We start from the raw sequence: 25,520 nt of genomic DNA, 5'->3' as shown, positions 1-25,520 counted from the left end.
GACGTTGCGGTAGATGGTACCATGCCCACCTACTACAGCATCAAGCTCAAGCTCCACCCCCAGGTCTACGAGCCGGCGGAGGACACCTTCCTCCTTGCCGAGAACCTCGCGGTTAGGGAAGGCGACCTGGCCCTCGACGTCGGCACTGGAACTGGGCTTATAGCACTCCTGATGGCAAGAAAAGCCCGCTCCGTCCTGGGAGTGGACATCAATCCGCTGGCCGTTGAGCTGGCGGGGGAGAACGCGAGGATAAACGGCATCAAAAACGTCGAGTTTCGCGTGAGCGACCTCTTCGAGAACGTTTCCGGAAAGTTCGACGTGATAACCTTCAACGCCCCCTACCTGCCCGGCGAGCCGGAGGAGCCGATAGACCTGGCGCTGGTTGGAGGCGAGGGCGGCAGGGAAGTTCTCGACAGGTTTATCCGGGAAGTTCCAGCGTATCTCAAGCCCGGCGGAACCGTCCAGATAGTTCAGAGCTCGATAACCGGAGTGGAAGAAACGCTGAGAAGGCTGGAGAAAGCTGGATTGAGGGGAAAAATAGCCGCTAGGGTGCACGTCTTTTTCGAGGACATAGTGCTGATAAACGCCACTACGCGAGGCGGTGACGTTTGATCTCAAAGAGGAGCTTCACCTTCGGCCTCTCAGGGAAGCCCACATCCTCCTCGAAGAAGTCTATTTCAATCTCCCTTGCCTTAATCTCCTGGCGCGGTTTTATGTGTCCAAACATGGAGGTAGAATCAACGGGCAGCTTTTAAAGTTTTCGCACATTGCCGAAGTGTTTTTCGACGATAAAATATCCACACACCCGACCCATCACCTTTTTAAAAGGCTCGCCCAAAGCCAACCCGGAGAGATGAATTAGGTGAGGCTAATGGCGTTAACGTTCAAGTCCAACCCCAACATGCCGGAGGAGATAGCGAGTCTCTTCAGGAAGCAGCACTACGCTCTCGTTGGCAGGCACAGCTCGGTAAAGCTCTGCCACTGGCTCAAGGAGAGCATAAAGCACGACCGCTTCTGCTACAAGCAGAAGTTCTACAACATACACTCCCACCGCTGCCTGCAGATGACGCCGGTTACGGCGTGGTGCACCCACAACTGCATATTCTGCTGGCGCCCGATGGAGGGCTTCCTCGGAACCGAGCTCCCGGAGCCATGGGACGACCCGGCCTTCATCGTCGAGGAGAGCATAAAGGCCCAGCGCAAGCTCCTCGTCGGCTACAAGGGCATGCCAGGCATAAACATGAAGAAGTTCGAGGAGGCATGGAACCCGAAGCACGCCGCTATAAGTCTCTCCGGCGAGCCGATGCTGTACCCCTACATGGGCGACCTGGTTGAGGAGTTCCACAAGCGCGGTTTCACGACCTTCATCGTCACCAACGGAACCGTTCCGGAGAGACTCGAGGAGATGAAGAAAGAGGACAAGCTGCCGAGCCAGCTCTACGTCTCCCTCACCGCCCCGGACCTCGAGACCTACAACCGTGTGAACGTCCCGATGATTCCCGACGGCTGGGAGAAGATAAAGGAGACGCTCAGGCTCATGAACGACGCCCAGACCAGGACGGTGATAAGGCTCACCCTCGTCAAGGGCGAGAACATGACCAACCCAGAGGGCTACGCGGAGCTGATAAAGCTCGCCAACCCGATGTTCGTCGAGGCGAAAGCTTACATGTTCGTGGGCTTCTCCCGCAACAGGCTCACCATCAACAACATGCCGCGGCACGAGGAGATCAGAGCCTTTGCAGAGGAGCTGGTGAAGCACCTGCCCGGCTACCACATCGAGGACGAGTACGAGCCGAGCAGGGTCGTTCTCATAATGCGCGACGACGTCGATTCCCACGGAACCAGAATCGGCGGCAGATTCATAAAGCACTGACCGTCCTTTCTTTTTATTCCGCAGGAATATGGAAAAAGTTTATTTATTTTCATCCCCTAGTGGACAGTTAGAGGTGTACGGGAATGAAGAGGACGTTAACCGCTGTAATTCTGTTCATGCTCCTTGTGCTCCCATATACCAGTGCCGCGAGTGTAATAGACGAGTCCCTTGGATTCATCAGTTACACGGTGGCCGACACAAACGAGATTCCAAAAAAGGCCCTGCTCTTAACTGCCCTCGTTTCCACAGTCGGGAAGGCCCGAAACAGTACCGACGCACTCTCAACTGTGATGGACGTCACGAAGGAGCTTCTCGAAATCCAGAACCCGGATGGGGGCTGGGGCCACTACCGGGGTGAGGTGAGTACCCCCCAGGATACTGCAACCGTTCTGATTGCCCTTGGGGCCGTTATGGAGCTTATAAAGGATTACCCTACCGGAATCAGCGAAAACGACATTGAAGTAGCGATCAGGGATGGCAGGACGTATCTTCTAACAGCGTTCAATGGGGAGGGATGGGGATACCTGGCGGACTCCCCCACGGAGTTCTACCCGACCGCACTCTCACTCTGGGCGCTTGGAACCACGGGTCTAACGCCCGAGAAAAGCATCGCGGTCGAAGCCGGGGCCGAATACCTGGAGAGAGCCAGGGATTTGAGGCCGGACTACCTCGCTCTCAGGCTCATAGCGTTTAAAGCCATTGGTTACGGAAACGTAACCGCGGACCTGGAGAGGTGCAAGGAACTCCTGTCCTCCGCCGGACTCAACGAAAGGGAGAGGGCCATGCTCACGTACGCCCTGGTTCTCTACGAGCCGCTGAGTTTTGACACCGGCCGGGCCCTGACGGTTCTCGAACTGACCGGCAACGACAACGGGACGTATTATCTAACCAGCAAGGAGGGCCCGTTCCTCGATACGGACTCCATCACCCCCACCGCCTACGCGGTTATGGCGTTCTCCAGCGTGGCCGACAGGCTCTCAGGGAACTTCACCAACCCCAAGGGGGAGCTGTGTTCAGCGCTGGCCGAAGGCCAGAACCCCGACGGAAGCTGGGGAATCCACCCCGGAACCCACGGATCGGCAAAGGCAACCTACTACGCGGTTCGGGCGCTGAAGACATGCACCCCCGTGCCGGAAGGTGTTGATCGGGCCATAGAATGGGCGCGGGAGCACCTTACAGATGCCAAGGACGATGCGGTACTCCACGGGACAGTGACCGAGGAGTACTACTACACGGTCAAACTTCTCGCGGAGTTTGGCGATTTAAGCGACGACGAAAAGGAGGAACTCCTGAACTTCACACGCTCCATGGAGGTCTTTCCTGGCAGGTGGGCCGGGTACTTCTCCATACCCCAGCCGTACGAAACGGCAATGGGCCTTGACCTGCTGCTGGAGCTCGGCGCGAAGGGAGACGACATAAACGCCTCCGGGGAGTGGCTCCTCTCCGTGACCCCGGACGGATGGGGCATAATACTCAACCACCTGCTGGGCGTCATGGTCGGAAAGAACGTCCCAACCACGGTGGAGGCTCTGGAGTCCCTCATTAGGGTCGCGGATATTGAAAAGCTGCGCCCGCACTCGGACTGGCTGATGGCCCAGAGACTCGACGACGGCTCCTGGGGACACTTTGGCAGAAGTGAAAACATCCTGGGGGAGGTCTCATACGGTGTGGGTTCGATGGAGTACACAGTCCGGGCCGCGGAGATCCTTGACGCCCTTGGATACGACGTAAAGAACGACGCCCTAAAGTGGGTCATTGACAACCTCCACAACGGGACGAAAACGACCGTGGACACCGCCCTTGCCCTTGAGTTCATCAAAGACGTCAAGTTCCTGCCGGAGGTAACCCTCTACGAGACCATAACCGCCCTCCGCGGTGGATTGTGGGAACTTCACTACACCGGGGAATACCAGACGGTCGCCGAGACCATCGCACCCCAGCTCGAGGAACTCGGATCGAGTGTGGACCTGAAGGGGAGAGTTTCCAAGGTGGAAGATGGAAACCACATCTTCTTAGCCGCCCCCGGCGACATCAACGTCTCGAGGTACAACGGCGAGGTAACCCTCAAGGTCAGGGGGCAGCTGGTGACGGTAAACGGCAGAACGTATCCCCTGGCCAGCACCATAGTCATAATACCCGGCAGGACTCAGGACGGCCACGTGCTGATGGTTCTCTTCGCCGAGCAGAGCAGCGGGGCCGTGGAGCTCGTATTTACCTCCGGCCTCTTCAAATACTTCCACGGAAAATACCTGGTGCTCGAGGCGAAGGACTCCAACGGAAACGGCGTCATTGACCCCAACGAGATAAAGCTCCTGGACGCGGGGTGATAGGAAGGTGAGGGCTCTAATCATAGGGGTCGGCCAGTGCGGGACTAAAATCGCCGACCTCTTTTCCCTCGTCGATTTTGAGGCGCTCGCCCTGAACACATCCAGGGGCGACCTGGAGTACCTCAAGCATGTCCCCCCCGAGAGGAGGATACTCATAGGAGAGAACCTGACCGGCGGCAAGGGGGTCAATGCAAACCCAATACTCGGCAGGGAGGCCATGAAGCGCGATTTGCCCCTCGTCATGCGCAAGATAGGCTCAATAATCGGCTACGAGGACGTGGACATATTCTTCCTGACCTTCGGCTTCGGCGGCGGAACCGGCGCCGGAGGAACTCCAGTTCTGGCCGAGGCGCTCAAGGAAGAGTACCCCGATTCCCTGGTGGTGGCCATCGGAGCGCTCCCCCTCAGGGAGGAGGGAATAAGGCCTACCATCAACGCAGCCATAACCATCGACAAGCTCTCAAAGATCGCCGATTCCATAATAGCCATAGACAACAACAAACTCAAGGAAGGCTCCGACGATATAAGCAGGGCCTACGAGAGGATAAACTACACTATCGTTGAGAGGATAGCGTCACTTTTGGCCCTGGTAGACGTTCCTGGAGAGCAGACCCTCGACGCCAGCGATTTAAAGTTCGTCCTCAAGGCCTTCGGAAGCTTTGCAACCGTCGGCTACGCCAAGGCCGACGCTAACAAGGTCAAAAGCCTCTCTAGGCTCATCACCCGGTCCTTCGAGAGCGAGGGCCTGTACCTTGACGCCAACATAGAGTCCGCCCTTTACGGACTCGTGGCGGTTCACGGCCCTCCTGAAGTCCTGAAGGCCACAGACATATTCGAGGCGCTCAACTACCTCACCAACAAGATAAGGGGCAAGCAGATATTCCGCGGCTTCTACCCGGACCCGCGCGAGAGGGAGGTGGAAGTTGTAACCCTCCTCAGCGGCATCTACGAGAGCAGGAGCATCGAGGACATCATCATCACCGCCAAGCGGTACGCCCGGTCCTTCATGGAGGCGAAGGAGAAAGCGGAGAACAAAAAGAAGGAGCTCCTGAGCGGCCTGCCCGACTTCGATGACGTGTACGCCAAGGGTGGGAGTGAGCTGAAGGAAATCCCCTACAGAGAGTACCCCGATATCGAAGGTATAGGCAAGAGGCTCCGGAGGGAGAAGGATGACTGAGCCGATAAAGGACTCCGTCGAGGTTGCTCTGGACTTAGATGAGAAGGAGGTCTACGCCCATATCGCCCATGAGAGTGCCGAGGACATAATCAGAATAATCTCCTCCCTCGATGCCGAGAGGGCGAGGCTCCACGGGGAGGTCATCTACTACAAGGACGACTGGGACGACCTCATCCGGGAGAGAATGGCAAAGGGAAAGCGCCACACAGCCTTTGATTTCTACAACCCCTCACTGCTTGACATCTGGGAGGGGAAGGTTAAGGAGATTAAAGAGGCAAAGAAGCGGGAGAAGGGCGTGTATGCCGCCATAGGTGCAGCAATAGGTGCGACTGCGCTCGCGTCCCTCCTCACAGGTCAGCCATACTTAATCATCGGGCTTGCGATACTGCCAGCGGTTCTTCTGATCAGGGATTCCACCCGCGAGAAGCTTGATTTAATCTACTACGAGCTGACGCAGTTCTTCATTGACGAACTGGCCGAGCTGGTGGAGAAGCACTCCCTTCAGCCGGAGAGGTACAAGTTCAAGATATTCAGCGGGGACTACTTTGGCGTTGAGATCTTCAAAACGCCGGCCGGCATTTTTGCGGTTGTGGGTGCCAAATCTAGGGAGCAACCATTAAATATATCGTCCACCCAGTATTTCTTGGAGTGAGAGGGATGAGGAATAAAAAGGTTAGGGGCCAGGTTACCCTGGAGTTCCTGTTCATATTCGGGCTACTCACGATACTGCTGCTATACTCGGTGAGGAATACCTCATTCAGCGAGGGCTCGCCATCTGTGGAGAACCTTCGTATTCAGGTGGCCCTCGAGGAGAAAAGCCTGGCCAATGCCATAGCCAACACGATAAGCCAAGTTTACGCCCAGGGGCTTGGTTCGAAGGCGACGACGTACGTTAAGGTTACGTATCTAAACAAGGAGAGCTACTTAAGCAGAGCCTACGGCTACGAACAGCCCATTGTGAAGATTTTCATGATAAATGCATCTGACAGAAACAATCCGTCGGGGATTTCCGCCGGAATCCTAGTATCGGTGACCGAAAACAGGGAGGGGCCAGCAGTAAGTGGGGACGACAAAAACGCCTTTTTCACACCAATGCTCTACAATTACACCGGAAATGCGATAAAAGTTAAGTTCTTTTCGGAGGAGGACACAAGGACCCCAAAAATATCTGACATACCCTCTGACCTGAGGATAGTCGTTGAATGGAACCCGGATGAACCCGCCGATATGGAGTACAACGAAACGAGCGGAACGCTCTGGATAAACATCAATCCGGGTGGATAACATGAGGGCACAGCTGAGCCTCGACCTGCTCTTCGCGGTAACTCTCATCATGCTCACCGTGGTGAGCCTCATAAACCTGTCCAATCAGGAAATAATGGGGGCGAAGACCTTCGACAAACAGACGAGGCTCAAGGTTTTCGCCATCGACCTAAGAGACACTGTGACGAAGGCGTATTCGGCAGGCCCGGGCTTTTCGGTGAGAAAGGACTTCCCGATTCCCCTTGCCGGAAGCGATGTCGTTACCGTGACCCTCAATGCTACTTCCAACATGCTTAAAGTCGATGCACTGATCTCCGGAAGAAGATACGTGACCTACGAGAGCATCCCCGTGCCGGTGAAGAGGACAACGACCGTTCAAATAATTCCAGGGAGAACCAGTCTATGGGTGGTCGTTGGATTGGATTCAAGCGGTGAGAGGTATGTCGAGATCAGAGAGGCGCCTTAAGGCCCAAACGTCACTGGAGGTGCTGTTCATACTGGCCATAATACTCGGAGGGGTAGTCTTTACCATGAGAATATACATAAAACAGAACTCGGACACGCTCCTCATAGCCGGAGTTAGGGACGCCTCTTCGCGGGCGGCGGCTTACATTTCCACAGGCGTTGAGGTAGACGGGAGCGTCTACGCGCCCCTAAACGAGGTGATGGAGAACTACACAGGCTTTAAGCCGGTGTCCTTCAGGTTTGCGGGGCTGAAAACCCAGCTCGAAACTGAGGGGAAGGTCGTTCTTCTCATAAAATTTGAGCACGACCTGTACCTTTCGGAGGGTGAGAACGAAAAGATAGCCGGCGCCATCGGGGAGTTTATGGTGGACTATCTAGACCTGTCACGGGACTTCACCCTGCGGGATGGGAAGCTGTACCAAGGCGGGAGAGAGGTCGAGTTCAACGTTACCGTGAACGGAGACTGGGTGGTGGTACCGTGAGGAGGGGCCAGCTCTTCTCTATGGACGCCCTGCTCTCACTGGTTCTTGTCATAATGATACTCGGCACCGTCTCCGCAACATCTGAGAGCCTGAGGAGCGAGATAAACTCCCTGGTGAGCTGGTACGGGAGAACAAACATAGCCGACAATATGCTGGATGTTCTTACCAAGACACCAGGGGAGCCGGAGGATTGGGACGAAAACATTCAGGAAATGAAGTATCCAGGATGGAGGGAAGATAACTCACATGAGGTATCGTGCACTAAAATTAGGAGATTCATTGAACTTTTGGAAAAGGGAAACCAAAACGAGTATAACTTTCTAAAAAATCTAAGCCAGAATAATAATTTTTACGTTAATATTTATATTCCCGAACCTGTTATTATAGTCAACTTCAGTGGATCAGGTTTTTGTAACATCACTAAAGATACCTTTATTGATGAGTCTACGAGTTTAACCTGCGACCCATTTCAGGCATATGGGGATGTAACTCTTTACGTTAAGGGGAACCTCTGTCTCCTCCCTGGATCATTATACGTGCAAAGTTCTTCCACTGCAGGGTTTAAACTCAAAGTTGGGTATGATCCTAACACAGGAGAACTCAGCACTCCTTACAACATAATTATCTCAGATTCACTGAAGATAACCCCAAACTCAAGGGGAACTGTTCATATTGCAACGACAGGTAACTTAATAATAAAAAACTCCAATCTTGAATACCCCCTGATAGAAAATCAAGCCCCAGGAGACGTGACGTATTCCATACAGCTAAGAGGTATCCTCTATGTTAACGTCGATGGAACTTGGTATGCTGCGGTTAGTAGTTCAGGAGCAGACACTTATGTAGCCCAAGCTCATTGGTACAAATTTATTCAAGATCAATGGGCTGATGCCTCAGGAGATGTAAATGTTGCTAGCGGAACATGGATTGTTTACATACTTGGGCATCCAATCGCCGAAGGATATAAGGTCTCCGTTGCAGGCACATTTGAAAAGCTCGTTAATCCATCTGATTTTCCAACGTGCCAGGTAGTTCCAACCTCAATAAGCTCAGTTAAAGTTCAGATTCCAACCGTTGGAAACTTTTCAAAGCCAACATGGAACTTCTCGTATATTAACGGGAAGTTCTCATTAGGAGGCAAAATGAACACTAAAAATGCCTCATGGGTCACTAATTCTCGCAGGATTATTGTAATCAACACTAGAGTATACAACAACACCATTCCACTAATCAAAAATGGAACCAAACTCCTAGATGGGTCAATAAAATATCCCATTCAGCCATCAGTCAATTTTGAGATAGAGGTCAATGACACAAAGGGATACGCAATTTTAGTTGCGGTGAACGGAGAAGAATCAAGCGCAATATTAATCAGCAAATCGGATAACAAGCTGGAGGTTACTGTATACTCCTTTGATTCCTCTGGAGATTTAAGGGCAGTACACACCTACACAGGGGAATCAACAGTTAAAGTTCCCTGGAGCGATTTATTCAGCAAGCCTAGTTCTATTGTCCAGCTTTGGTTATATAGAACATATTTCACCAATGCGAGGATTATAGACAACGGAATTAAGCCATACCTTGAGTATAGATACATCGTGGGTAAGGTTGAAATATGGATATGGCCAAGGGGATGATAACATGAAAAAGAGGGGATTCATCTTCACGCTTGACGCCTTACTCTCACTCGTCTTGATTTCAATATTTGTAGTAGGGATTGTTGCCTCACAATCCCAGCTCCAATCCGTGTATAAGACGTCTGCTCGGTTACAGAACAAAAACCTCGCCCAAGATACGTTGCTCGTTTTACGGACGGTTCCATTGAATCAGTTAGTCCCGCCAAATACTATCAATGAATGGCTCGAAGATGGAACGCTTAACACAACTCTTGTAAGCCCCGACATGACCCCACTTGATATAGCCTCCGCTTATTGGGCAGTGACTCCGATATATGGTAGCAAGTTCAAAGAGAAAGCAGCCAAAATACTAGGATACATCCTGAATTCCACCATCGGGGATTATAACTATGAACTTCTGATAAACAACTGGACAAATCCATTTATGACAAGAGGAACAGAAACCTATAACCAAGCTGAGGATGTCTCTGCCTCCACTATAACACTAAGCGGATATGAATATAATAAAACACCTTCAGGTTTTATGGCTAGATTGTATCTAGCTCAAATAACAAAGCAGGATGAATATATATACATGAGTGATGCGGTGTTGAGTTATCCATATTTCACTGGCGAATGGATACTAGGGATAATCCCAAAGTTTGACCAAGCTCCCATTGAGTTCTCATACAGCTTCAACATAAACTCCCTAACGGACCCTCAAAATAAAGTAAGCAGTACATTACTTTTCGAACCATTTAGGCTTACTAAAGTCAAATTCGAAATATGTAGCAATCAGATATGTAACCTCTTAGAAGATCTTTTGGAAAATGTCTTTGGTTACTTAGGGTCTAAACTATCTGAGACCAAAATTTCAGTGAACATAAATGGGAACCCTCTAATAGTAAACGGAAAATCCTACGGATCACCCACGCAAATAGGGTCTGTCCATCTTAAGGTAACAGACAATAGTCTTCAAGATCCCCAGACAAATAATCTCCTCGAAATAATCCAGAAACAAAATGTTTTCAGATTCTACGTTGAGCCATATAAGATCAACTTCTTAGGAATATCATTGCCTTTCTATGCAATCGGAGATAGCGGTGCTAGCCATGTGATAATTGTGTACAATGTAACAAAATTTAACACAATGGAGTTTCCCCATAGATTTTACTTTCCCACGGTTGTTTCAAACGGAAACCCCACCCAAATAGAAAAAGCAATATTCATCCCATTTAACATAACAGACATAACCGTTAGAGCAAAAATCGACGGAGTAGATTCTAACAAGGTTAAACTGTTCCTCAAAATCAAGGACAGAACGATCGATATTGGACACCCAACAGGGGTTGGCGATTACTTCATGTGGAAAATACCCACCTCACTGCTACCTAATCTTACTAACCAATACTTCTCGATAGTCATAGGAGTAGGATTAGAGAAGTACTTAAAGTATCCTGTGATAGACTTTTCAAATCCCGAAGAACTTCCTGAAACCCATTTCAAACTTTATGGCAACGAGTCCTACGTAGAAGTCAAGTACAATCCCAAAGTTCAATACTCAATACACACAATATCTCTCACCAGACCAATCAGGGTACATGCCAACGAATGTGACGCTGATTCTGGTGTGGATCTTGAAGGAGAGTACTGTAGACACTTAGAATTTTCGTTTGACGTTCCCCCGAATATCACCCCGATCTGGACAAAGTTCCAGTTTACATACTATCACGATGTAACTAAGGATCCAACTTCTCAGAGAGTTTCAATTTCAAACAGCAAGATAGGAACCGTAGACTTGTTCTGCTACAATATTCCAGACTGTAATACACAACGGGATATAATAGAAACTTTCAATCACTGGGGCTATGGCATCTGGACACGGGCAAACGACGGTTCGATAGTTAAACCCACTATGGCCCCCGGGGAAAACAAGTTCATCCTTGACTTTGGAGATGGATTCTACGTCTCAAAAGACAATTCAATAGGTGAAACTCTTATCCTGCTGGACAGCTATGTTCCGTACGGGGACATCTTCCCATACCTGCTTCAGGAATACCCCAGATATACTGGATACAATTTAACTTACTATTATCAAGACATAAGTGGAACAGTAAGATCAGACAACCTTCTCATTGGAGTCGCATACGTTACCAACGTTAAATATCTCAATGTAGATATCGATGATATAATAAACGATGGAACCTATAAGAAATACGCCTTGGACGATGCCATAGTCAGGCTCTTCCAAAAGCTCGGTGGAATTGAAAAAAACGGGCACCACCTAGTCATTCCAATAAAACTCGATTCAACGGTCTCGGACGTTGTGCCTCTCCAGAGGGTCCCCTCGCTTTATACACCAATTCAAGTAACCTTAAGGATTTGGAGGGAGAACGGATGAGAAGACGAGCTTTCCTTATAAATTCATCCGTACTTATACTCCTGATTCCTCTCATGTTACTCATGGCCACCTATGAAGAGGTGTCATATCAGGTAGTTCAAGCCCAAGGGGAGAGAATCCAAATAGACCGTACGTCCCAAGTTTTGGAGTACTTAGAAGCGGACTTTAAAAAGGCCCTTGAGATTTCAGCTAGAAGGGCCATAATATCCACAACGGAATACGTTGCCACTAAGGATTTTATTCAGGGACAGAGAGCAAACGATACAATAGCACAGCTCATAGTTTGGGGACAATCCTCCCTTGGCATTGAGAGCGACCAGAATCTCAAAATTTGGTTATCCAACATAACAGAAATTCTCGCCAAGCAGGGATTTGTAGTTTCTCCCTCAGTCAGTGAGATACTCTCCGAAATGACGATAACAGTTGCTCCTTTGGATTCATTCAGAGTAGCAGTAATAGCAAGACTGCCGGAGATAACTATAATGGACAGCTCAGGTAGCGTGATATATAGCGGGACAATTCCAAGTAACAGAAACGCAACAGCCATCATCAGTATCGAGGGTGTAGAAGACACATTCATTTCCAGGGAGACATACGACCTGTATCACAGGCTCATAAAAGCCTGTATGTTCCCTTATCCAGAGTTAACAGGAAGCCCAATTATACGCCTTAATGGAACCGGTAGTAGTCCCCAAGAGATAATAACAGGGATATACGGAGAGACTATTCAGTTCAATGAGACACGCATATGGACATATAGCGACACAGGTATTCAGGTGACAATAACAGAATTAGATCAAGACCCCACTGAAATTATCAAAAATGGTGACACCGGTGTCTTAGTATTTGATGACATAGGTGAAACAACGGGTCCTAAGGCATGGTCAGTAACAACCCAAGATGAGTGGGAGAACAACACCGATTCGGGAACCCATTACAATATATTTAGTGAAGGATTGACCATTGGGAAACATTGGAGAGTGCTGTGGAACGATCCAAACCTCTACCACGTATCTGGGGACAAATATCGCAGAATTATCACCCTCCCGGCCATTCCAAAGGCGATAGAATATAGATGGGACACTGAGCTAAAGGTGGACAGAAAATGGTGGAATCCCAAAGCGAGAATTAAATTAAAGCTATCATCGGAAGTAGAGGTTACAACTAAAAAGACAACGTGGGATCATCATACTATCCAATTCACTGAAACCCCTTCTAAAAGAGATATATTTCTAAGGGGAGACACTCTATTCGGATTGGATACTGCAACTGGATACACACAGAACAACGTAATAACTGGTTATGTATATTACACAAACGGAGGATGGATATCAAAGGTCTGGAATCCCCGCTTAACCAGGCCAGCCCAGATACAGAGCCTCAACGTTACGACTTCCATCGGCAATTTCGAGATAATCTATTTGGAAGTAGGGGTAGACACCAACGGGGACGAGGTTATGGACTACTGGACATCCCCATTATATTTGCATAATGGATTCAACTCATTAACACTGTACGATATAAATCTCCCAGAGGGATACACATGGCAAATAAAATTTAAACTTAAAACCACCGATCCCAACGATCTAAGTCATGCTCCCAGTGTGGTGAATTACACTCTAAAAGTCAAACCTTCTGAAACGCCGTCAGGACCTAACGCACGTGCCTACGACATCCAGTCCTTTGTAAGCTGCCTTGAAAATGGCTATTACTTCGGCCTCTACAATGCCCCCTCATTCTTTGAGAGACTGGAAGGAAACTTTGATCCAGCGGTACATAGAGAATACGAAGAGCTTGCCAACAGAACACAAGACCTCCTTGGAGTCTCAACCGACGGACAGCACTATCCTATAGGACTTGTCAGTTTTATCCTACCCTCACAGGATAAGATCAAGCTTATACTAGCAACTGCAGGACTTGATCCTAAGAATCCAAATCCAGATGGTCAGAGTTGTCTCGACTATTACTTCCTTAAATATTACTTAGAGAACGACCCTCTGGCAAAACGGGAAGGATACAAAATGTACGGAGTCTCTGCGGGAACCGTCGTGATAGACAACAACTTCTACATAGATCGGAAAACAGCGTTGGCAATATTCGGAAACGACCTTACTGCGACAAACGATCTGCTAACGACGGGGTGATAAAATGAACCCCCTAGAATTTCTATACAACATTGGGGAAAGGGCAGAAGTTCTCTCAAAGAGAATCATGGAGATTATCAAACCATTCCCTAATGAAAAACCATCAGCTTTTAGGGTTACAAGACACTTAATGAGGGAAGGGCTAAGCATCCATGAACTACTGAGTCTGAATCTACAAATGACTTTTGTTGTTTACCTTATCTTAAACCTACTTATAATCCTCATAGGGCTTAAGTGGTACTGGTTGCTAGGTATTTACATCATCTATCTTTTGTATACTAGATTGATAATAGTCAAAAATTGGGAATTTTTTGTTGATCCAGAACCATACAGGTTCTTTTATTATACTATCTCATTTTTATCTCTCCTCGCCTTCTTGGGCTATTCTCTGCTTAGGGAACTCTCCCCCGGGATCTACTATTACTACGGCTACATAGTGGCCGTCGCGCTCACGGTCTTTCTCTTCCGCCATTATTTCAAAAGCAAATACGGGAGGGACTACACCTACGGCATCGTTGAAGAGATTAAAGGTGGCCTCGTTAGGGTCTTCATCCACGACGACATAGCGGCCAACATCAAGCCGGGCTTCTACTGGCTCCCGGCGGTCGAGGAAGCGGAGCCTGGAAGAGTTGTGAAGGTTCTCGCAGAGGATAGAACCTTCAGGAGCGCCAGACCCGTAAGGATACTGGAAGTATACCTTGGTCAGTCCTCCCAGAGCTCGACCGAACCGAAGGAAGAAACCGAATGAAGCACGAGGAGATATACCGAGTGGCAGGGCTCGACGAGGTTCGTCTTGACGAATCCCTCACCGTTTTTCTTTATCTCCAGGGGCTCGACACCGTGGCATTCCGGGAGGACTATGACTGCATCCTCGCCCTCAAGGAAATGGAAGCCGAGTCCCTCACAGACATTTTCCAGGAACTCCCTGAACTCATTCCACCTTTCAATCCTGGTGCTGTAGTACACCGTGTGTCCCAAGCTATCACCCAAGATAGTAACTCAAACAATCTTAAAAAGTTTTTGGAGTTGAAACTCGGATAAGTAAGTGGTAAAGTTTAAACAACCATCTGCCCCTGAAAAAAGAAGCGATGATGAGAGAACCCGTTGCTGAAAAATGAGGAGAGTACCAACCAGCAGAGCCTAAAGCTCCCCGCAGAGCTCCGCAAAGTTGCGGTATATATCCGCCCCCCTCTCCGTGTGGGCAACCTCCGGATGGAACTGAACGCCGTAGATTGGAAGGCTCTCATGCTTCATGGCCTCGACCGGACAGGTCTCACTCCTGGCCAAGAGCCTGAAGCCCTCAGGAAGCTCCTTCACCTCGTCCATGTGGCTCTCCCAGACCCTGAGCCTCTCTGGGAAGCCCTTAAAGAGGTCATTCTCCTCAAGGATTTCAATCTCAACGAGGCTGTACTCGGCCTTTTCTCCCTTTCCAACCTTCCCGCCAAAGTGCTTCGCTATCAGCTGGTGGCCGAGGCATATGCCAAGGATGGGGACGTTGAACTCGTCGTAGTGCTCCAGGATGGCGGAGCAGTTGCCGGTCTTCTCGATGTCCGGGCCGCCAGAGAAGATTATGCCCTTCGGCTTCATTGCCTTTATCCCCTCGAGAGGTGTCGTGTTGGGGATTATCTTTGCCTCAACGCCGAGGTATCTCAGAGTCCTCCATATCCTGTGGACGTATTGCCCGCCGTTGTCCATTATGACTATCATCCGCTCACCTCCAGGAGTTTGAAGAAGGCATCGGATTCTTCGAGGATGTAATACACGTCAAGGCCTGAACCTCTGGCATTCTCTACCATTCTCCTGTCATTGGTCAGCAGAATGCCTCCAACAATCATCGCGGTTGAAATGTAGTAAGTGTCAGCCGCCCTCGAATGAAGCCCAAAGGCCAGTTCAACGGCCTCGTCAAAGAACTCACTTTCCCCAACCAGGTTAAAGAAATCGAAAACCTCCAGGAAACCCCTGACCTTTTCCTCCGGTGTAAACCTGGACAGGACGTTCACGAACTCGATCATGCATATCCTGGGAACGTAGATCTCGTGGCCTTCAATCGCTTCAAAGACCTTCAGCGCAAGCCTTCGCCGTTCCTCGTTAAATTTGGAGAAAGCGTCAATGAGTAGGGAAGCGTCAACGACGAACCTCATGACTACTCCCTCACCCGTGCCAAGATTTCGAGGGGATCCTCCGCTGGTCTTTCAAGTTCCCCCTCGACGCTCCTGAGGAATCCGGCCAACCCAGTGCTCAGAATCCTCACCCTGAGTCTCTGCCCTTCCTTGAGCTTGAGGGGCTTCAGCGGCCTCAGCACGCCGTTCTCGTAAACCACCTCGATAATCTCCCCCATTCTCCCACCGTTTCTTTTTACGCTCAAGATGTAAATAAGGGTATCGAGTCACTCAAACTCAATCGTTGCCGGGGGCTTGTTGGTGATGTCGTAGAGCACCCTTCCAACCTCGGGTATCTCGCTCGTTATCCTGAAGGCTATCCTCTGGAGGACCTCGAAGGGAACGTTCATTGCGTTGGCCGTCATGCCGTCAAGGCTCTCAACCACACGAACCGCTATCGTTTCCTTGTAGGCCCTTATGTCGCCCTGAACGCCGACCGTCTTCACCCCCAGCAGAACGGCGAAGGCCTGCCAGGGCTTTAGACCGGCCTTCTCGATCTCCTCCTCGACTATGGCGTTCGCCTCTCTTACGATGGCAACCTTCTCCGGCGTAACTTCGCCGAGGACCCTAACTGCCAACCCCGGCCCCGGGAAGGGCATGCGGTTGTATATCTTCTCAGGCAGACCGAGTTCTTTGCCCAGCTCCCTTACCTCGTCCTTGTAGAGGTCGCGGAGCGGCTCTATCAGCTTGAGGTTGAGCCTCTCGGGCAGTCCACCAACATTGTGGTGGCTCTTAATCTTGCCCTTGCTCTCGATCCAGTCCGGGGCTATCGTCCCCTGGATTAGGAACCCGGCGTCGATCTCCCTCGCTACCTCTTCAAAGGCCTCAATGAAGACCCTGCCTATTATCTTCCTCTTCTCCTCGGGATCGGTGACACCCTTGAGCTCGCTGAAGAACCTCTCGCTGGCATCGACGTAGTGCAGGTTGAGTCCAAATTCGTCGCGGAATGTTTTGACGACGAATTCAGGTTCACCCTTCCGCATGAAGCCGGTGTTGACGAAGACCGCGTGGAGCTTATCACCTATGGCCTTGTGAGCGAGCACGGCCGCAACGGAGCTGTCAACGCCGCCGGAGAGCGCTATTATCGCCTTACCATCGCCGACCGTCTTCTTTATTTCCTCAACTTTCTCCTCGATGAACCTCTCCCACATGAGCACCACCTTTTCCAACCATTCGGACGTCAATTTATAAACCTATCCGAGCGGAAATTAGACAGTTTCACGTCAAAATTTCGTCGAGCCTGTCATCCTCCAGAGCCTCCCTCAGTTCCATCGCTATCCTCCTTCCGGTGCTGACCGGGAAATCATATCTGAGCCAGCTGTAGGGCGAGCCGTGGACGAAGGGATTGGTTCCGGCCACTATCCTGGCAGATATCTCGAAGACAACGAACTCCAGCTCCTCGGTGAAGACTCCCTCCAGACAGAACGGCCCCCACAGGCCGCCTATCAGCTCCTCCGCAGCCTCAACGACCCTCTCCCCGGCCTCGATGACGTCCATGAGGAGGCTCTCGCGGAGAACTATGGGAATGTTGCCTATCACGGTGTAGTTGGTGTTGGGTTCAAGGTCGAGCTGTTCTTTGGCGGGAATTCTGCCTATCGCGTCGGCGTTGGACTCGTAGCGCCGGTCTATGCTCATCAGCTCCAGCTCGCGGTTGAGCTTCGAGTAGAAGTAGTGGGGATAAACCGGAACGCCGAGGACGTACTCCTGAATCTGGATTCCGCTCAGCTCTTCCTTGTCCCGAACGCCGAGCCTCTCGGCCTTCCTCCAGAAGTCCTCGGAGCTCTTCGCCAGGAAGTAGCCCTTTCCACCCTTTGCCCCATGGGGCTTGACTATGACCGGCCTGTCTATCTCGTCCGGGTCATCGTAAACCCTCGGGAGACGGAGTTTAGCCTTCTCAAGCCACCTCCTCTCCAGTGAACGGTCACTCTCCCACTTCAGAACTTCTTTGTTTCCGTAGTAGGGGACGCGCATCTTTTCAACAAGCCCGATTCCAAGGTGCGCTATGAAAGAGCCGGTTGGAATGATTACCGCGTCCAGCTCCAGCAGTTCATCCTCGGGATAGCTTCCTTCGATGAAGTAATCCGCCACCGGGAAATAGCGGGTGTAGAGGGGCTTAACCCGGCTTTTTCCAAAGGCAACCGTCTCAAAGCCCTCCCCCTTTGCCCCCTTCAAAATCTGAAGGGCCGAGTGTGAAGCGTAGGTCGCTATCTTCATCCTTCCTCACCCATCAGTCTTGGCAGGGACTCATGGACTGCCCCAAGCTCTCCGAGAGACTTCCGAAGGAGCTCTCTTCCGTCCCAGAGGAAAACTGCATCACTCCCTTCTGCCTTTCCGATGACGGCGAAGTGCCTGAAGATGGCCTTAAGCTCATCGAGATTCTCCTCGGGAAAGGCAACTATGTATCTTCCGTGGCTCTCACTGAAACCTATCTCGATCGAGTTTTGGACTTCCGCCGGAACCTTTGAGAGGTCGACCGCAAAGCCCGTGTTTCCGAATAGGGCCATCTCCACGAGGGCAACGGCGATTCCTCCTCTGCTAACGTCGTGAACCGCTCTGACGAGGCCTTCCCGTATAGCCTTCAGAATTCCTTCGGCGTTGGCCTTTTCCTCGTCGAGGTTCACGCGCGGGGCAAAGCCACTTTCGACGCCGAGCCTCGCGAACAGCTCCGAGCCTCCAAGTTCGGCCTTCGTTACCCCAACGACGCCTATGAGCAGTCCATTGTCCAGCCCCATCTCCGGGATTTCCTCAAGCTTAACCTTTCCGAGGCCGGCAACGACCGGTGTCGGCTTTATCGGTTTTCCTGCAACCTCGTTGTAGAAGCTGACGTTCCCGCTGACGTACGCTAAACCGAAGGCTTTGGCAGCATCGGCCAGACCCCTCACAGTTTCGGCGAAGCTCCAGTAAACCTCGGGCCTCTCGGGCGAGGCGAAGTTGAGGTTGTCCACCAGCGCCAAAGGCTCGGCCCCGACGCTGGCAAGGTTCCTGACGACTTCAGCAACGGCCCCCATTGCGCTGTGGTATGGGTTGAGGTGGCTGTGGCCAGGATTTCCGTCGGCAGTGAAGGCCAATCCGTACTCGTCGTTGAGCTTCAGGATGGCAGCATCACGGCCGGGCTTGAGAACCGTTCTTCCCTGAACCTCGTGGTCGTACTGCTCCCAAATCCAGCGCTTGCTTACGACGTTCGGACTGCCCCAGACGAGGTCAAAGGCCTCGCTGAATGAAACGTCCGGCATCTCAGCAGGCTTTTCGATGCTGTAAGGCTTCATCTCCCACTCTACCGTCGGCACATCCGCGAGGAGTTCCACCGGAAGGTCTGCAACCTTCTCCCCATTCCAGTGTATCACAAAGCGCGGCTCCTCGATGACCTCCCCGACAACCGTCCATTCGAGGCCGTACTTTTCAAAAATCCTTCCAAGTTCCCCGACGTCCTCTGGCTTGACTGCGAAGAGCATCCTCTCCTGGCTCTCGGAAATCATCACCTCGGTAACGCTCATTCCCGGCTCGCGGAGCGGAACCCTGTCGGCATAGATTACCGCGCCGAAGCCCTTTTTGCCGGCCATCTCGGAGGCGGCGCAGGTCAAACCGCCGCCACCAAGGTCTTTGAGCGCCCTGACCTTGCCGGTGTAGACCGCCTCCAGCGTCGCCTCGATGAGCAGCTTTTCAGTGAATGGATCTGGAATCTGGACGGCAGAGCGGTCTTCCTCCTCCGCGTTCTCTCCGAGTTCCTCGCTCGCAAAGGTGACGCCGTGGATGCCATCCCTTCCTGTTCTGTTGCCGACGAGGATAAGCTTGAGACCCGGTTCAGTTACGTAGCTGTGGACGAGGTGTTCCGGCCTCATAACCCCAACGCATGCCACATTAACGAGCGTGTAGTTGTCGAGGCCCTCATCGAACTCGGTTTCCCCGCCAACCGTCGGAACGCCTATCCTGTTGCCGTAGTCGGCTATACCCTTGACGACGTACTCAAAGAGGTACCTGTTCCGCTCCTTTTCGATGGGTCCGAAGCGTATCGGGTCGAGCAGAGCAATCGGCCTCGCACCCATGCAGAGTATGTCCCTCACTATTCCGCCGACGCCCGTTGCCGCTCCGCCGTAGGGCTCGACCGCGCTCGGGTGGTTGTGGCTCTCGATTCCAACGGCTATCCATGTCCCGTCGTCGAACTTCACTATCCCGGCGTCCTCACCGGGGCCCAGAATCACGTGCTCGTTCTCCGTCGGCAGGAGCTTGAGCCAGGGCCTGCTCGACTTATACGAGGCGTGCTCGCTCCACATAACCTCAAGCATCGCCCACTCAAGTTCGTTCGGCTCCCTGCCGAGCCTTTCACGGATGAGCCTTTCCTCGTGCGGGAACATCATGAACCCTCCATTGATTGACGGATTAGTGTAAAAAAGTTTTATTTTTAAGGTTTATTTTGACAGAAAAATGTTAAACAAAAGATTATCCGAAAGCGACGGCTCTTTTAAGGCTCGTTATGTAGACAAAGTAGTGATAGTTTAGCAAGCTTTCATCCCCACCCCCCGAGGGTTTTTTCTCGAACACGTCCGGTGTTCCTGCTATTAGCATAGCAAATCCTCCTTTTGGATTCCTCAAAGCTTCGACTAGGAAAACTCCATTGGAATATTTAACGCCGTTGAGAACGACAGAATTACCCCGTATCTCTACGTATCTGTTGAGCTTGCAGGTAACGGAGGAGTTCAGCGGTGCAATGACAATGAGATTACCATTTTCGAGCTTGTCCGTGAACGTCACCTTAAAGCCCGCATTTTCAAGCATCTCAACATAGCTTTTGACGTACGTGCTCTCCGAGAGGTTTTGGGCAGCGTATACTTTAACACCATCTGCCTTGAATGCCATAAAGGCTATCCTGATAGTTGGTTCGGGAGATATGTTCTTCCAGAAGCCTTCCCCGTACCAATCCCCCATGAGCCTCGCAAGTTCGAGCATAAAGCTCTTGAAGGTTGGATATTTCTCCCTGTTGGGGAGGTAGTCCGTGAGATACACTCCGTAAACCCTTCCAACGAGATAGAACCCGAGGGCTTCTTGACTCTGTATAAATCTTTCAGCGCTCTGATTTCCCTCAGTTTTGGGGATGTAGTACGCCTCGAATGCCCTAACAAAGGTCTCATCAAGGTAGGTCTTCCAGTTGGAGTACCCCATGGGATTCATGATCTCCCTGACTGGCAAGAACATTTCAGAGTAGCCCCTGAATTCTTTGTAGTACTTGTTCACGGCAGGTTGATGAAGCTGTGGGCCATTTCGTGGACAGATGCGTTGCAGTACTGAGGTGAACCACCGGATACAGAGCAGACGCCAAGAAATGCGTAAACGGTACTATTTATCGAACCGCCGTAGTTGTAATACATCTCAAGGGGCTGAAGAATGAAAACCCACCGTTTCTGCTTCTCTCCAAAGAACTCCCCCACAAAGTGGGGAATGTCAAAGACATTCGGATTCTCTCTAAAAAACAGTCTTATCTGCTCTCTATAGAATTCCTTGTGATTCTCATAGAAGTCCAAAAAGTTCGAGTCCTGGACAAATTCTTCTATAGCTCTGGCAAGCTCGTTGAGTAGTTTTTCATTCCCGTGAACCCTTGCAATGAGGTACTCACTCCATTCCGTGGAGTTCAGCTCCAGCGCAAACTTAGGAATGGCGTCGTATGATAGGCCCGCTCTCAGGGCTTTTCTGGCGAGGAGCACCGCTTTGTGGTTCCGATAGGGGGAGAAGTAGGATTCAACTTCTCGCGCATAGGGCGTACTATTGCTGGAATCCCAGCCGGCCAAGTAGAACACAACATTTGTAAGTTCAACATAGGGGTTAATCTCAAGACAGACGTTGTCAGAGCACTTGGAAACTAGGAAGATGCCGAGTTGGAAGGTTGGCTTTGTTTGAATCCAAGGCTGACTGAGATAGTATGTAGAAAGAATTATAAGCAGGGATAAGGGCACTACCAGAGGTTTAACCTTTGGCATTTTCACCACCCGGTTGTTTTGAAATCTAAAGGAGAGAGGTGGCTCATATCTTCACCCTCACCAGCCACCTAAGCTTCTCCAGATTGATATTTGCGCTCACCAAGATTCCGTTGTCAAAGACCCAGACGGTGAGCCTCAGTATCAGGACGTTCCAGGCGATTAGGTACAGCAAAGCTCCCAGGGCTGAGGGGTAGTCTCCGGCCATGGCGCTCAGAAAAGCGTGAATTGGGGCATAACCCGGGTTTGCCTCCATAAGAAGCCCTGCAAGCCCGGAAACCTCAACGCCCGCGAAGAGCACCATCATGGGAATCAGGTAGAGGACCTCAACGAGACCCGCTATGCTGAGGGCACTCCTTACATCGAGCGTGAATAAAGACACAAGCAGGCTCGTGAGGAGCATCAGGAGGAAGAGCAGAAAGATTCCGGCGGAGAGGAAGAGGAGCGGTGCCAGACCGACGGACACGCCCTGGGGACTTCCGGAATGGGGGGCAAGTCGAGCAAAAATCCCGAATGACACTGCCAGAGAAACGAGTACGAGAACGCTGAACGCTATCGAGCCAAACACCTTGCCCAGTATTATCAACCTCCGCGAGACCGGTAGCGTGAGCAGGGTTTCGAGCGTCTTGCCTTCCTTTTCCATAGCCACGGAAGCCGCTATCGCCTGCGAGGCGTAGATTGCTATGACAAAGAGAACCAGCGGCACCGCCAGGGAGCTTTTGAGCAGGGAGGATACATACCTCGAGGGCTCAACATTCAGGACGTTCCCGCCGACCTCCATCAGAAACCTCGGTTTTATGGAGGGCAGAACTCCGCTGCCGAAACGCAGTATCAACCCCTTCAAAACTTCTACAGACCTGACCGCCTTAAAGTCAAGGGGAGATGAAAGCCTAGCCTCGATTAGCAACTCGGGGGAGCCACCCTTTTTGATGGCGTCGGAGAAGCCCGCTGGAATCACAAGGGTCACTGGTGAGCTTTCATCAACGTTAATGCCGTTCCTTTCAAGGAAGGCCACGAGGGCCCTCGAGTATTCTCCACCGTCGTTGTCAATGATCCCAACGGCAACCCTGGTGGAGTGACTCGACGACTGCACGATCCCGAAGAGAACCGGTATGATGATAAGCGGAAGCACTATGGCAGTTAGAAGCCTCCTGTCCCTGAGGACGTCCATGAGTTCCTTTTGGAACATAATCCAGAGCTCACCCATAGGTAACCCTCCGCGAGGCCTTTACGAAGACCTCCTCAAGGTTTTCCGCACCGTACTTAGCCTTCAGCTCCTCCGGCGTTCCAGTCTCAACAATCAGCCCCTTGTGCATTATCGCCACCCTGTCACAGAGGAACTCAACTTCGAGCATGTTGTGGCTCGAAACGAGAACTGAAACGCCCTGCTCACGGGAGAACTCCTTTATACGCTTCCTGATTTCGTAGGCGTTCACTATGTCGAGACCGCTTGTGGGCTCGTCGAGGATGGCCAGCCTTGGAACCACCATGAGAGCCCTCGCGAGTAGGAGCTTTCGGGTCATTCCTTTGGAGTAAGTCGCAACCTTGTCGTAGAGCCTCGTCCCGAGCCCGGCAAGCTCGACCCCGAGCTCAAGCATCTCTCCCTCGTCCTTTCCAGTCGCGTTGGAGTAGAGCCTGGCCATGAAGCGGAGGTACTCGTAGCCGGTTAGGTTTTTGTAAGCGCCGGCCTCCTCGGGCAGGTAGCTTATCAGCCTCCGGACCTTTTCAGACTCCCTGACGACGTCGTGCCCCATCATCTCGGCCCTTCCCCTATCGGGAGGGATCAGCGTTGCGAGAATCTTGAGGGTCGTGCTCTTCCCAGCTCCGTTCGGCCCGATAAGGCCGAAGATTTCACCTTTGCCGATGGAGAAGCTTATCCCCTTGAGGGCCCACACGCGTCCGTAAGCCTTTTCAAGGTTCAACACATTAACTGCCAGGTCCTTTATCATTACATATCCCTCGCACCTCTTGTTTTGTACATATACGTCATCTTAAGATATTCCTCAATACTGCCGGTTAGGGGGATGCATTCCTTCTTGGATTCCATTGCTCGGAGGGGACAACCACCCATACAAACAGGTAGAAGCCCACAACCTCTACAGTCTTCAAAATCAAATGGAGTATAAGTTATTATCCACCTGCCCACGTTTTCATTAAACCCTGAACTCACGTGTCCAACGGATTTCTCCACGATTCCAATCTCATGCCAGCACTTGTACAGGTACCCCTCCGGATCAATGCATATGTTCCCATATTTCCGTACCGCACCACAGGGGAGATATCTAGGGAACGGATATATATTCAACATAAACCCCCTTTCAATTAGTTTTTCATACAGCCGTATCTCCAGTTTGCTGTAGTCCTTGGTATTCTCTATATAACATCCCCAAGTGGAAGACGAATGCTCGTACTTTTCAAGCTTTGAAAAATATATTCGTATTTTTTCTTTGAGCCCTTCATTTTCAAGGATATCCAGTAGTTTCTCAAAGTTTCTGACCACTTCAGTATCAACGTTAACCCGAATTACGATACTAACGCCCTTATATGAGCTTAGAATTTTTATTGCTTCTATAATCCTATCGAATGTACCGCTCCCGTTTTTATATATTCTTTTTTTGTCGTGTGTTTCTCTGTCCCCGTCCAGCGTTATTTGGAATGTCCTAATTTTGAGTTTATATAGCTCCTCTGCTATCTTTGGAGTTATTAGAGTGGCGTTTGTAACCATGCCCCCAGAATAGTTAACGTTGAATCTCTCCCCGATTCTCATGAATTTCTCCGTAAGGTTTTTTATAACTGGCAAACCCAAGAGAGGTTCTCCGCCGTACCATAAAACCTCTAGTGTCCTAACATTGTTGATCTTCACAATCGTTTCCACGAAGTTCACTAGTTCAGTCTGAACCTTCTCATTCATAAGGGAGTATTCATCGAACTTTTCCCTGTTCTGGTAGCAGTAAATGCATCCAAGATTACATTTCATTGTTGGGGCTATCACTAGTCCAAGGCGGGAGGTATCTTCCTTTATTTTCTCATATCTCTGTATAATGTATTCCAGTTCATTGAAATCCTCCGGGACTATAAACATACCCCGTTTTAGGTTTTCCACAAGTTCTTTATCGGCCTCCCCAAAAGATAACTTTAAGTACTTCCGATACTCTTCAGGAGTCAATTTTGCAAGCGCACCACTTAGACCGTTGTACACCAGAACCCCATCCCGAGTGAGGGGTATCACTATGTTGTACATCGAGTGCTTCATATCACTCACCCCCAGAATCACTTTGCCTCGAATTCAACATGAATAAGCATGATATGCTCCTCCTCGTTCCTAACAACAAGATAACATGTCTCGTCGAGAGTATCGAGCTCTAATTCAACATATGAGACGTTAATCCAAGAGATAATTGGCTTAAAACCCTTGCCATGTTTATATTTTTTCAGCTCACTTTTTGTCATAACATAAGCCGAAAAGTTGCCATCAGCTTTTATATACCCCTCAACATGGGAATTTGCTGGGATATAATAGGTTTGAATACTCTTGGCGAGGTAAACACGGTTTGAGTTTTCGTACCTATGAAACGACCCAATGCAATTTGCTCCCAAAGACACACTTAATACCATTAAAATAACACTGAGGATTACTATCAAACGTT

Annotated in this window: 24 protein-coding genes and 1 pseudogene; 12 read left to right on the top strand and 13 right to left on the bottom strand. The window is 50.6% G+C overall.

The genetic code is table 11. From position 1 onward, the window contains the following. Window positions 1-21 precede the first annotated feature (21 nt). Window positions 22-612, top strand: a complete 591-nt coding sequence (locus tag FH039_RS02315; RefSeq protein WP_139680069.1) for a HemK2/MTQ2 family protein methyltransferase — start codon at window positions 22-24, stop codon at window positions 610-612. Here the strand turns inward: FH039_RS02315 and FH039_RS12115 are convergent. Beyond that, window positions 590-727 carry a hypothetical protein gene (locus FH039_RS12115; protein ID WP_168188361.1) on the bottom strand — a complete coding sequence of 46 codons (138 nt, stop codon included), beginning with the start codon at window positions 725-727 and terminating at the stop codon, window positions 590-592. The genes FH039_RS02315 and FH039_RS12115 overlap by 23 nt on opposite strands. 144 nt (window positions 728-871) lie before the next feature. Between FH039_RS12115 and twy1 the strand changes: the two genes are divergently transcribed. The 11 genes from twy1 to FH039_RS02260 all read left to right on the top strand — a co-directional run bounded on the left by twy1 (window position 872) and on the right by FH039_RS02260 (window position 14,496). Continuing rightward, window positions 872-1,873 carry a 4-demethylwyosine synthase TYW1 gene (gene twy1 / locus FH039_RS02310; RefSeq protein WP_139680068.1) on the top strand — a complete coding sequence of 334 codons (1,002 nt, stop codon included), beginning with the start codon at window positions 872-874 and terminating at the stop codon, window positions 1,871-1,873. Between the two features lie 83 nt (window positions 1,874-1,956). Continuing rightward, complete coding sequence (locus tag FH039_RS02305; RefSeq protein ID WP_139680067.1) at window positions 1,957-4,200, top strand: prenyltransferase/squalene oxidase repeat-containing protein; 2,244 nt, start codon at window positions 1,957-1,959, stop codon at window positions 4,198-4,200. Window positions 4,201-4,207: 7 nt separating this feature from the next. Then, window positions 4,208-5,377, top strand: coding sequence for an FtsZ/tubulin family protein (locus tag FH039_RS02300; RefSeq protein ID WP_139680066.1), 1,170 nt, complete (start codon window positions 4,208-4,210; stop codon window positions 5,375-5,377). Continuing rightward, a complete protein-coding gene (locus FH039_RS02295; protein ID WP_139680065.1) occupies window positions 5,370-6,029 on the top strand; it encodes a hypothetical protein in 660 nt (219 codons plus the stop codon). The genes FH039_RS02300 and FH039_RS02295 overlap by 8 nt, the downstream gene beginning before the upstream one ends. A 5-nt stretch (window positions 6,030-6,034) precedes the next feature. After that, window positions 6,035-6,661 (top strand): class III signal peptide-containing protein, encoded by a 627-nt coding sequence (locus FH039_RS02290; protein ID WP_139680064.1) that lies wholly within the window; start codon window positions 6,035-6,037, stop codon window positions 6,659-6,661. 1 nt (window position 6,662) lies between these two features. Continuing rightward, window positions 6,663-7,106 carry a hypothetical protein gene (locus FH039_RS02285; protein WP_139680063.1) on the top strand — a complete coding sequence of 148 codons (444 nt, stop codon included), beginning with the start codon at window positions 6,663-6,665 and terminating at the stop codon, window positions 7,104-7,106. Next, window positions 7,081-7,587 (top strand): hypothetical protein, encoded by a 507-nt coding sequence (locus FH039_RS02280; RefSeq protein WP_139680062.1) that lies wholly within the window; start codon window positions 7,081-7,083, stop codon window positions 7,585-7,587. Before FH039_RS02285 ends, FH039_RS02280 begins: the two co-directional genes overlap by 26 nt. Next, window positions 7,584-9,224 (top strand): hypothetical protein, encoded by a 1,641-nt coding sequence (locus FH039_RS02275; RefSeq protein ID WP_139680061.1) that lies wholly within the window; start codon window positions 7,584-7,586, stop codon window positions 9,222-9,224. Before FH039_RS02280 ends, FH039_RS02275 begins: the two co-directional genes overlap by 4 nt. A 4-nt stretch (window positions 9,225-9,228) precedes the next feature. After that, a complete protein-coding gene (locus FH039_RS02270; RefSeq protein WP_139680060.1) occupies window positions 9,229-11,604 on the top strand; it encodes a hypothetical protein in 2,376 nt (791 codons plus the stop codon). Then, window positions 11,601-13,748 carry a hypothetical protein gene (locus FH039_RS02265; RefSeq protein ID WP_139680059.1) on the top strand — a complete coding sequence of 716 codons (2,148 nt, stop codon included), beginning with the start codon at window positions 11,601-11,603 and terminating at the stop codon, window positions 13,746-13,748. The genes FH039_RS02270 and FH039_RS02265 overlap by 4 nt, the downstream gene beginning before the upstream one ends. A 4-nt stretch (window positions 13,749-13,752) precedes the next feature. Continuing rightward, window positions 13,753-14,496 (top strand): DUF2101 family protein, encoded by a 744-nt coding sequence (locus FH039_RS02260; protein ID WP_139680058.1) that lies wholly within the window; start codon window positions 13,753-13,755, stop codon window positions 14,494-14,496. On the opposite strand, the gene FH039_RS02255 is transcribed toward FH039_RS02260, so the two are convergent. From FH039_RS02255 to FH039_RS02195, 12 genes and pseudogenes are all read right to left on the bottom strand, one after another. Continuing rightward, entirely contained in the window at window positions 14,451-14,738 is a 288-nt protein-coding gene (locus FH039_RS02255; RefSeq protein ID WP_240703252.1) for a TonB-dependent receptor, read from the bottom strand. The two genes, FH039_RS02260 and FH039_RS02255, sit on opposite strands and share 46 nt — an antisense overlap. Window positions 14,739-14,888: 150 nt before the next feature. Continuing rightward, window positions 14,889-15,455 (bottom strand): GMP synthase subunit A, encoded by a 567-nt coding sequence (locus FH039_RS02250; protein ID WP_139680057.1) that lies wholly within the window; start codon window positions 15,453-15,455, stop codon window positions 14,889-14,891. Continuing rightward, a complete protein-coding gene (locus tag FH039_RS02245) occupies window positions 15,452-15,889 on the bottom strand; it encodes a type II toxin-antitoxin system VapC family toxin (protein ID WP_139680056.1) in 438 nt (145 codons plus the stop codon). Before FH039_RS02245 ends, FH039_RS02250 begins: the two co-directional genes overlap by 4 nt. 2 nt (window positions 15,890-15,891) lie before the next feature. Then, window positions 15,892-16,086, bottom strand: a complete 195-nt coding sequence (locus FH039_RS02240) for an antitoxin family protein (RefSeq protein WP_139680055.1) — start codon at window positions 16,084-16,086, stop codon at window positions 15,892-15,894. Between the two features lie 48 nt (window positions 16,087-16,134). Then, a complete protein-coding gene (gene guaA / locus FH039_RS02235) occupies window positions 16,135-17,058 on the bottom strand; it encodes a glutamine-hydrolyzing GMP synthase (protein WP_139681568.1) in 924 nt (307 codons plus the stop codon). A gap of 67 nt (window positions 17,059-17,125) precedes the next feature. Then, window positions 17,126-18,121 (bottom strand): formate--phosphoribosylaminoimidazolecarboxamide ligase, encoded by a 996-nt coding sequence (locus FH039_RS02230; RefSeq protein ID WP_139680054.1) that lies wholly within the window; start codon window positions 18,119-18,121, stop codon window positions 17,126-17,128. Continuing rightward, window positions 18,118-20,259: a phosphoribosylformylglycinamidine synthase subunit PurL gene (gene purL, locus FH039_RS02225; RefSeq protein ID WP_139681567.1), complete on the bottom strand. Its 2,142-nt coding sequence runs from the start codon at window positions 20,257-20,259 to the stop codon at window positions 18,118-18,120. The genes FH039_RS02230 and purL overlap by 4 nt, the downstream gene beginning before the upstream one ends. Before the next feature lie 85 nt (window positions 20,260-20,344). Further along, window positions 20,345-21,876: pseudogene (locus FH039_RS12310) on the bottom strand (DUF4932 domain-containing protein). Between the two features lie 43 nt (window positions 21,877-21,919). Beyond that, window positions 21,920-23,080, bottom strand: a complete 1,161-nt coding sequence (locus tag FH039_RS02210; RefSeq protein WP_139680051.1) for an ABC transporter permease — start codon at window positions 23,078-23,080, stop codon at window positions 21,920-21,922. Beyond that, the gene (locus tag FH039_RS02205) at window positions 23,073-23,822 is read right to left on the bottom strand and encodes an ABC transporter ATP-binding protein (RefSeq protein ID WP_139680050.1); all 750 of its coding nucleotides are present in this window, start codon (window positions 23,820-23,822) and stop codon (window positions 23,073-23,075) included. The genes FH039_RS02210 and FH039_RS02205 overlap by 8 nt, the downstream gene beginning before the upstream one ends. Next, window positions 23,822-25,126, bottom strand: a complete 1,305-nt coding sequence (locus FH039_RS02200) for a radical SAM/SPASM domain-containing protein (RefSeq protein ID WP_139680049.1) — start codon at window positions 25,124-25,126, stop codon at window positions 23,822-23,824. Before FH039_RS02200 ends, FH039_RS02205 begins: the two co-directional genes overlap by 1 nt. Before the next feature lie 17 nt (window positions 25,127-25,143). Next, a complete protein-coding gene (locus tag FH039_RS02195; RefSeq protein WP_139680048.1) occupies window positions 25,144-25,515 on the bottom strand; it encodes a hypothetical protein in 372 nt (123 codons plus the stop codon). Window positions 25,516-25,520: the final 5 nt, after the last annotated feature.

This window comes from Thermococcus indicus (genome assembly GCF_006274605.1).
Taxonomy (GTDB): Archaea; Methanobacteriota_B; Thermococci; order Thermococcales; family Thermococcaceae; genus Thermococcus; species Thermococcus indicus.
The sequence above is the reverse complement of the archived record's forward strand: the minus strand, read 5'-3'. Positions and strand labels throughout refer to the sequence as shown.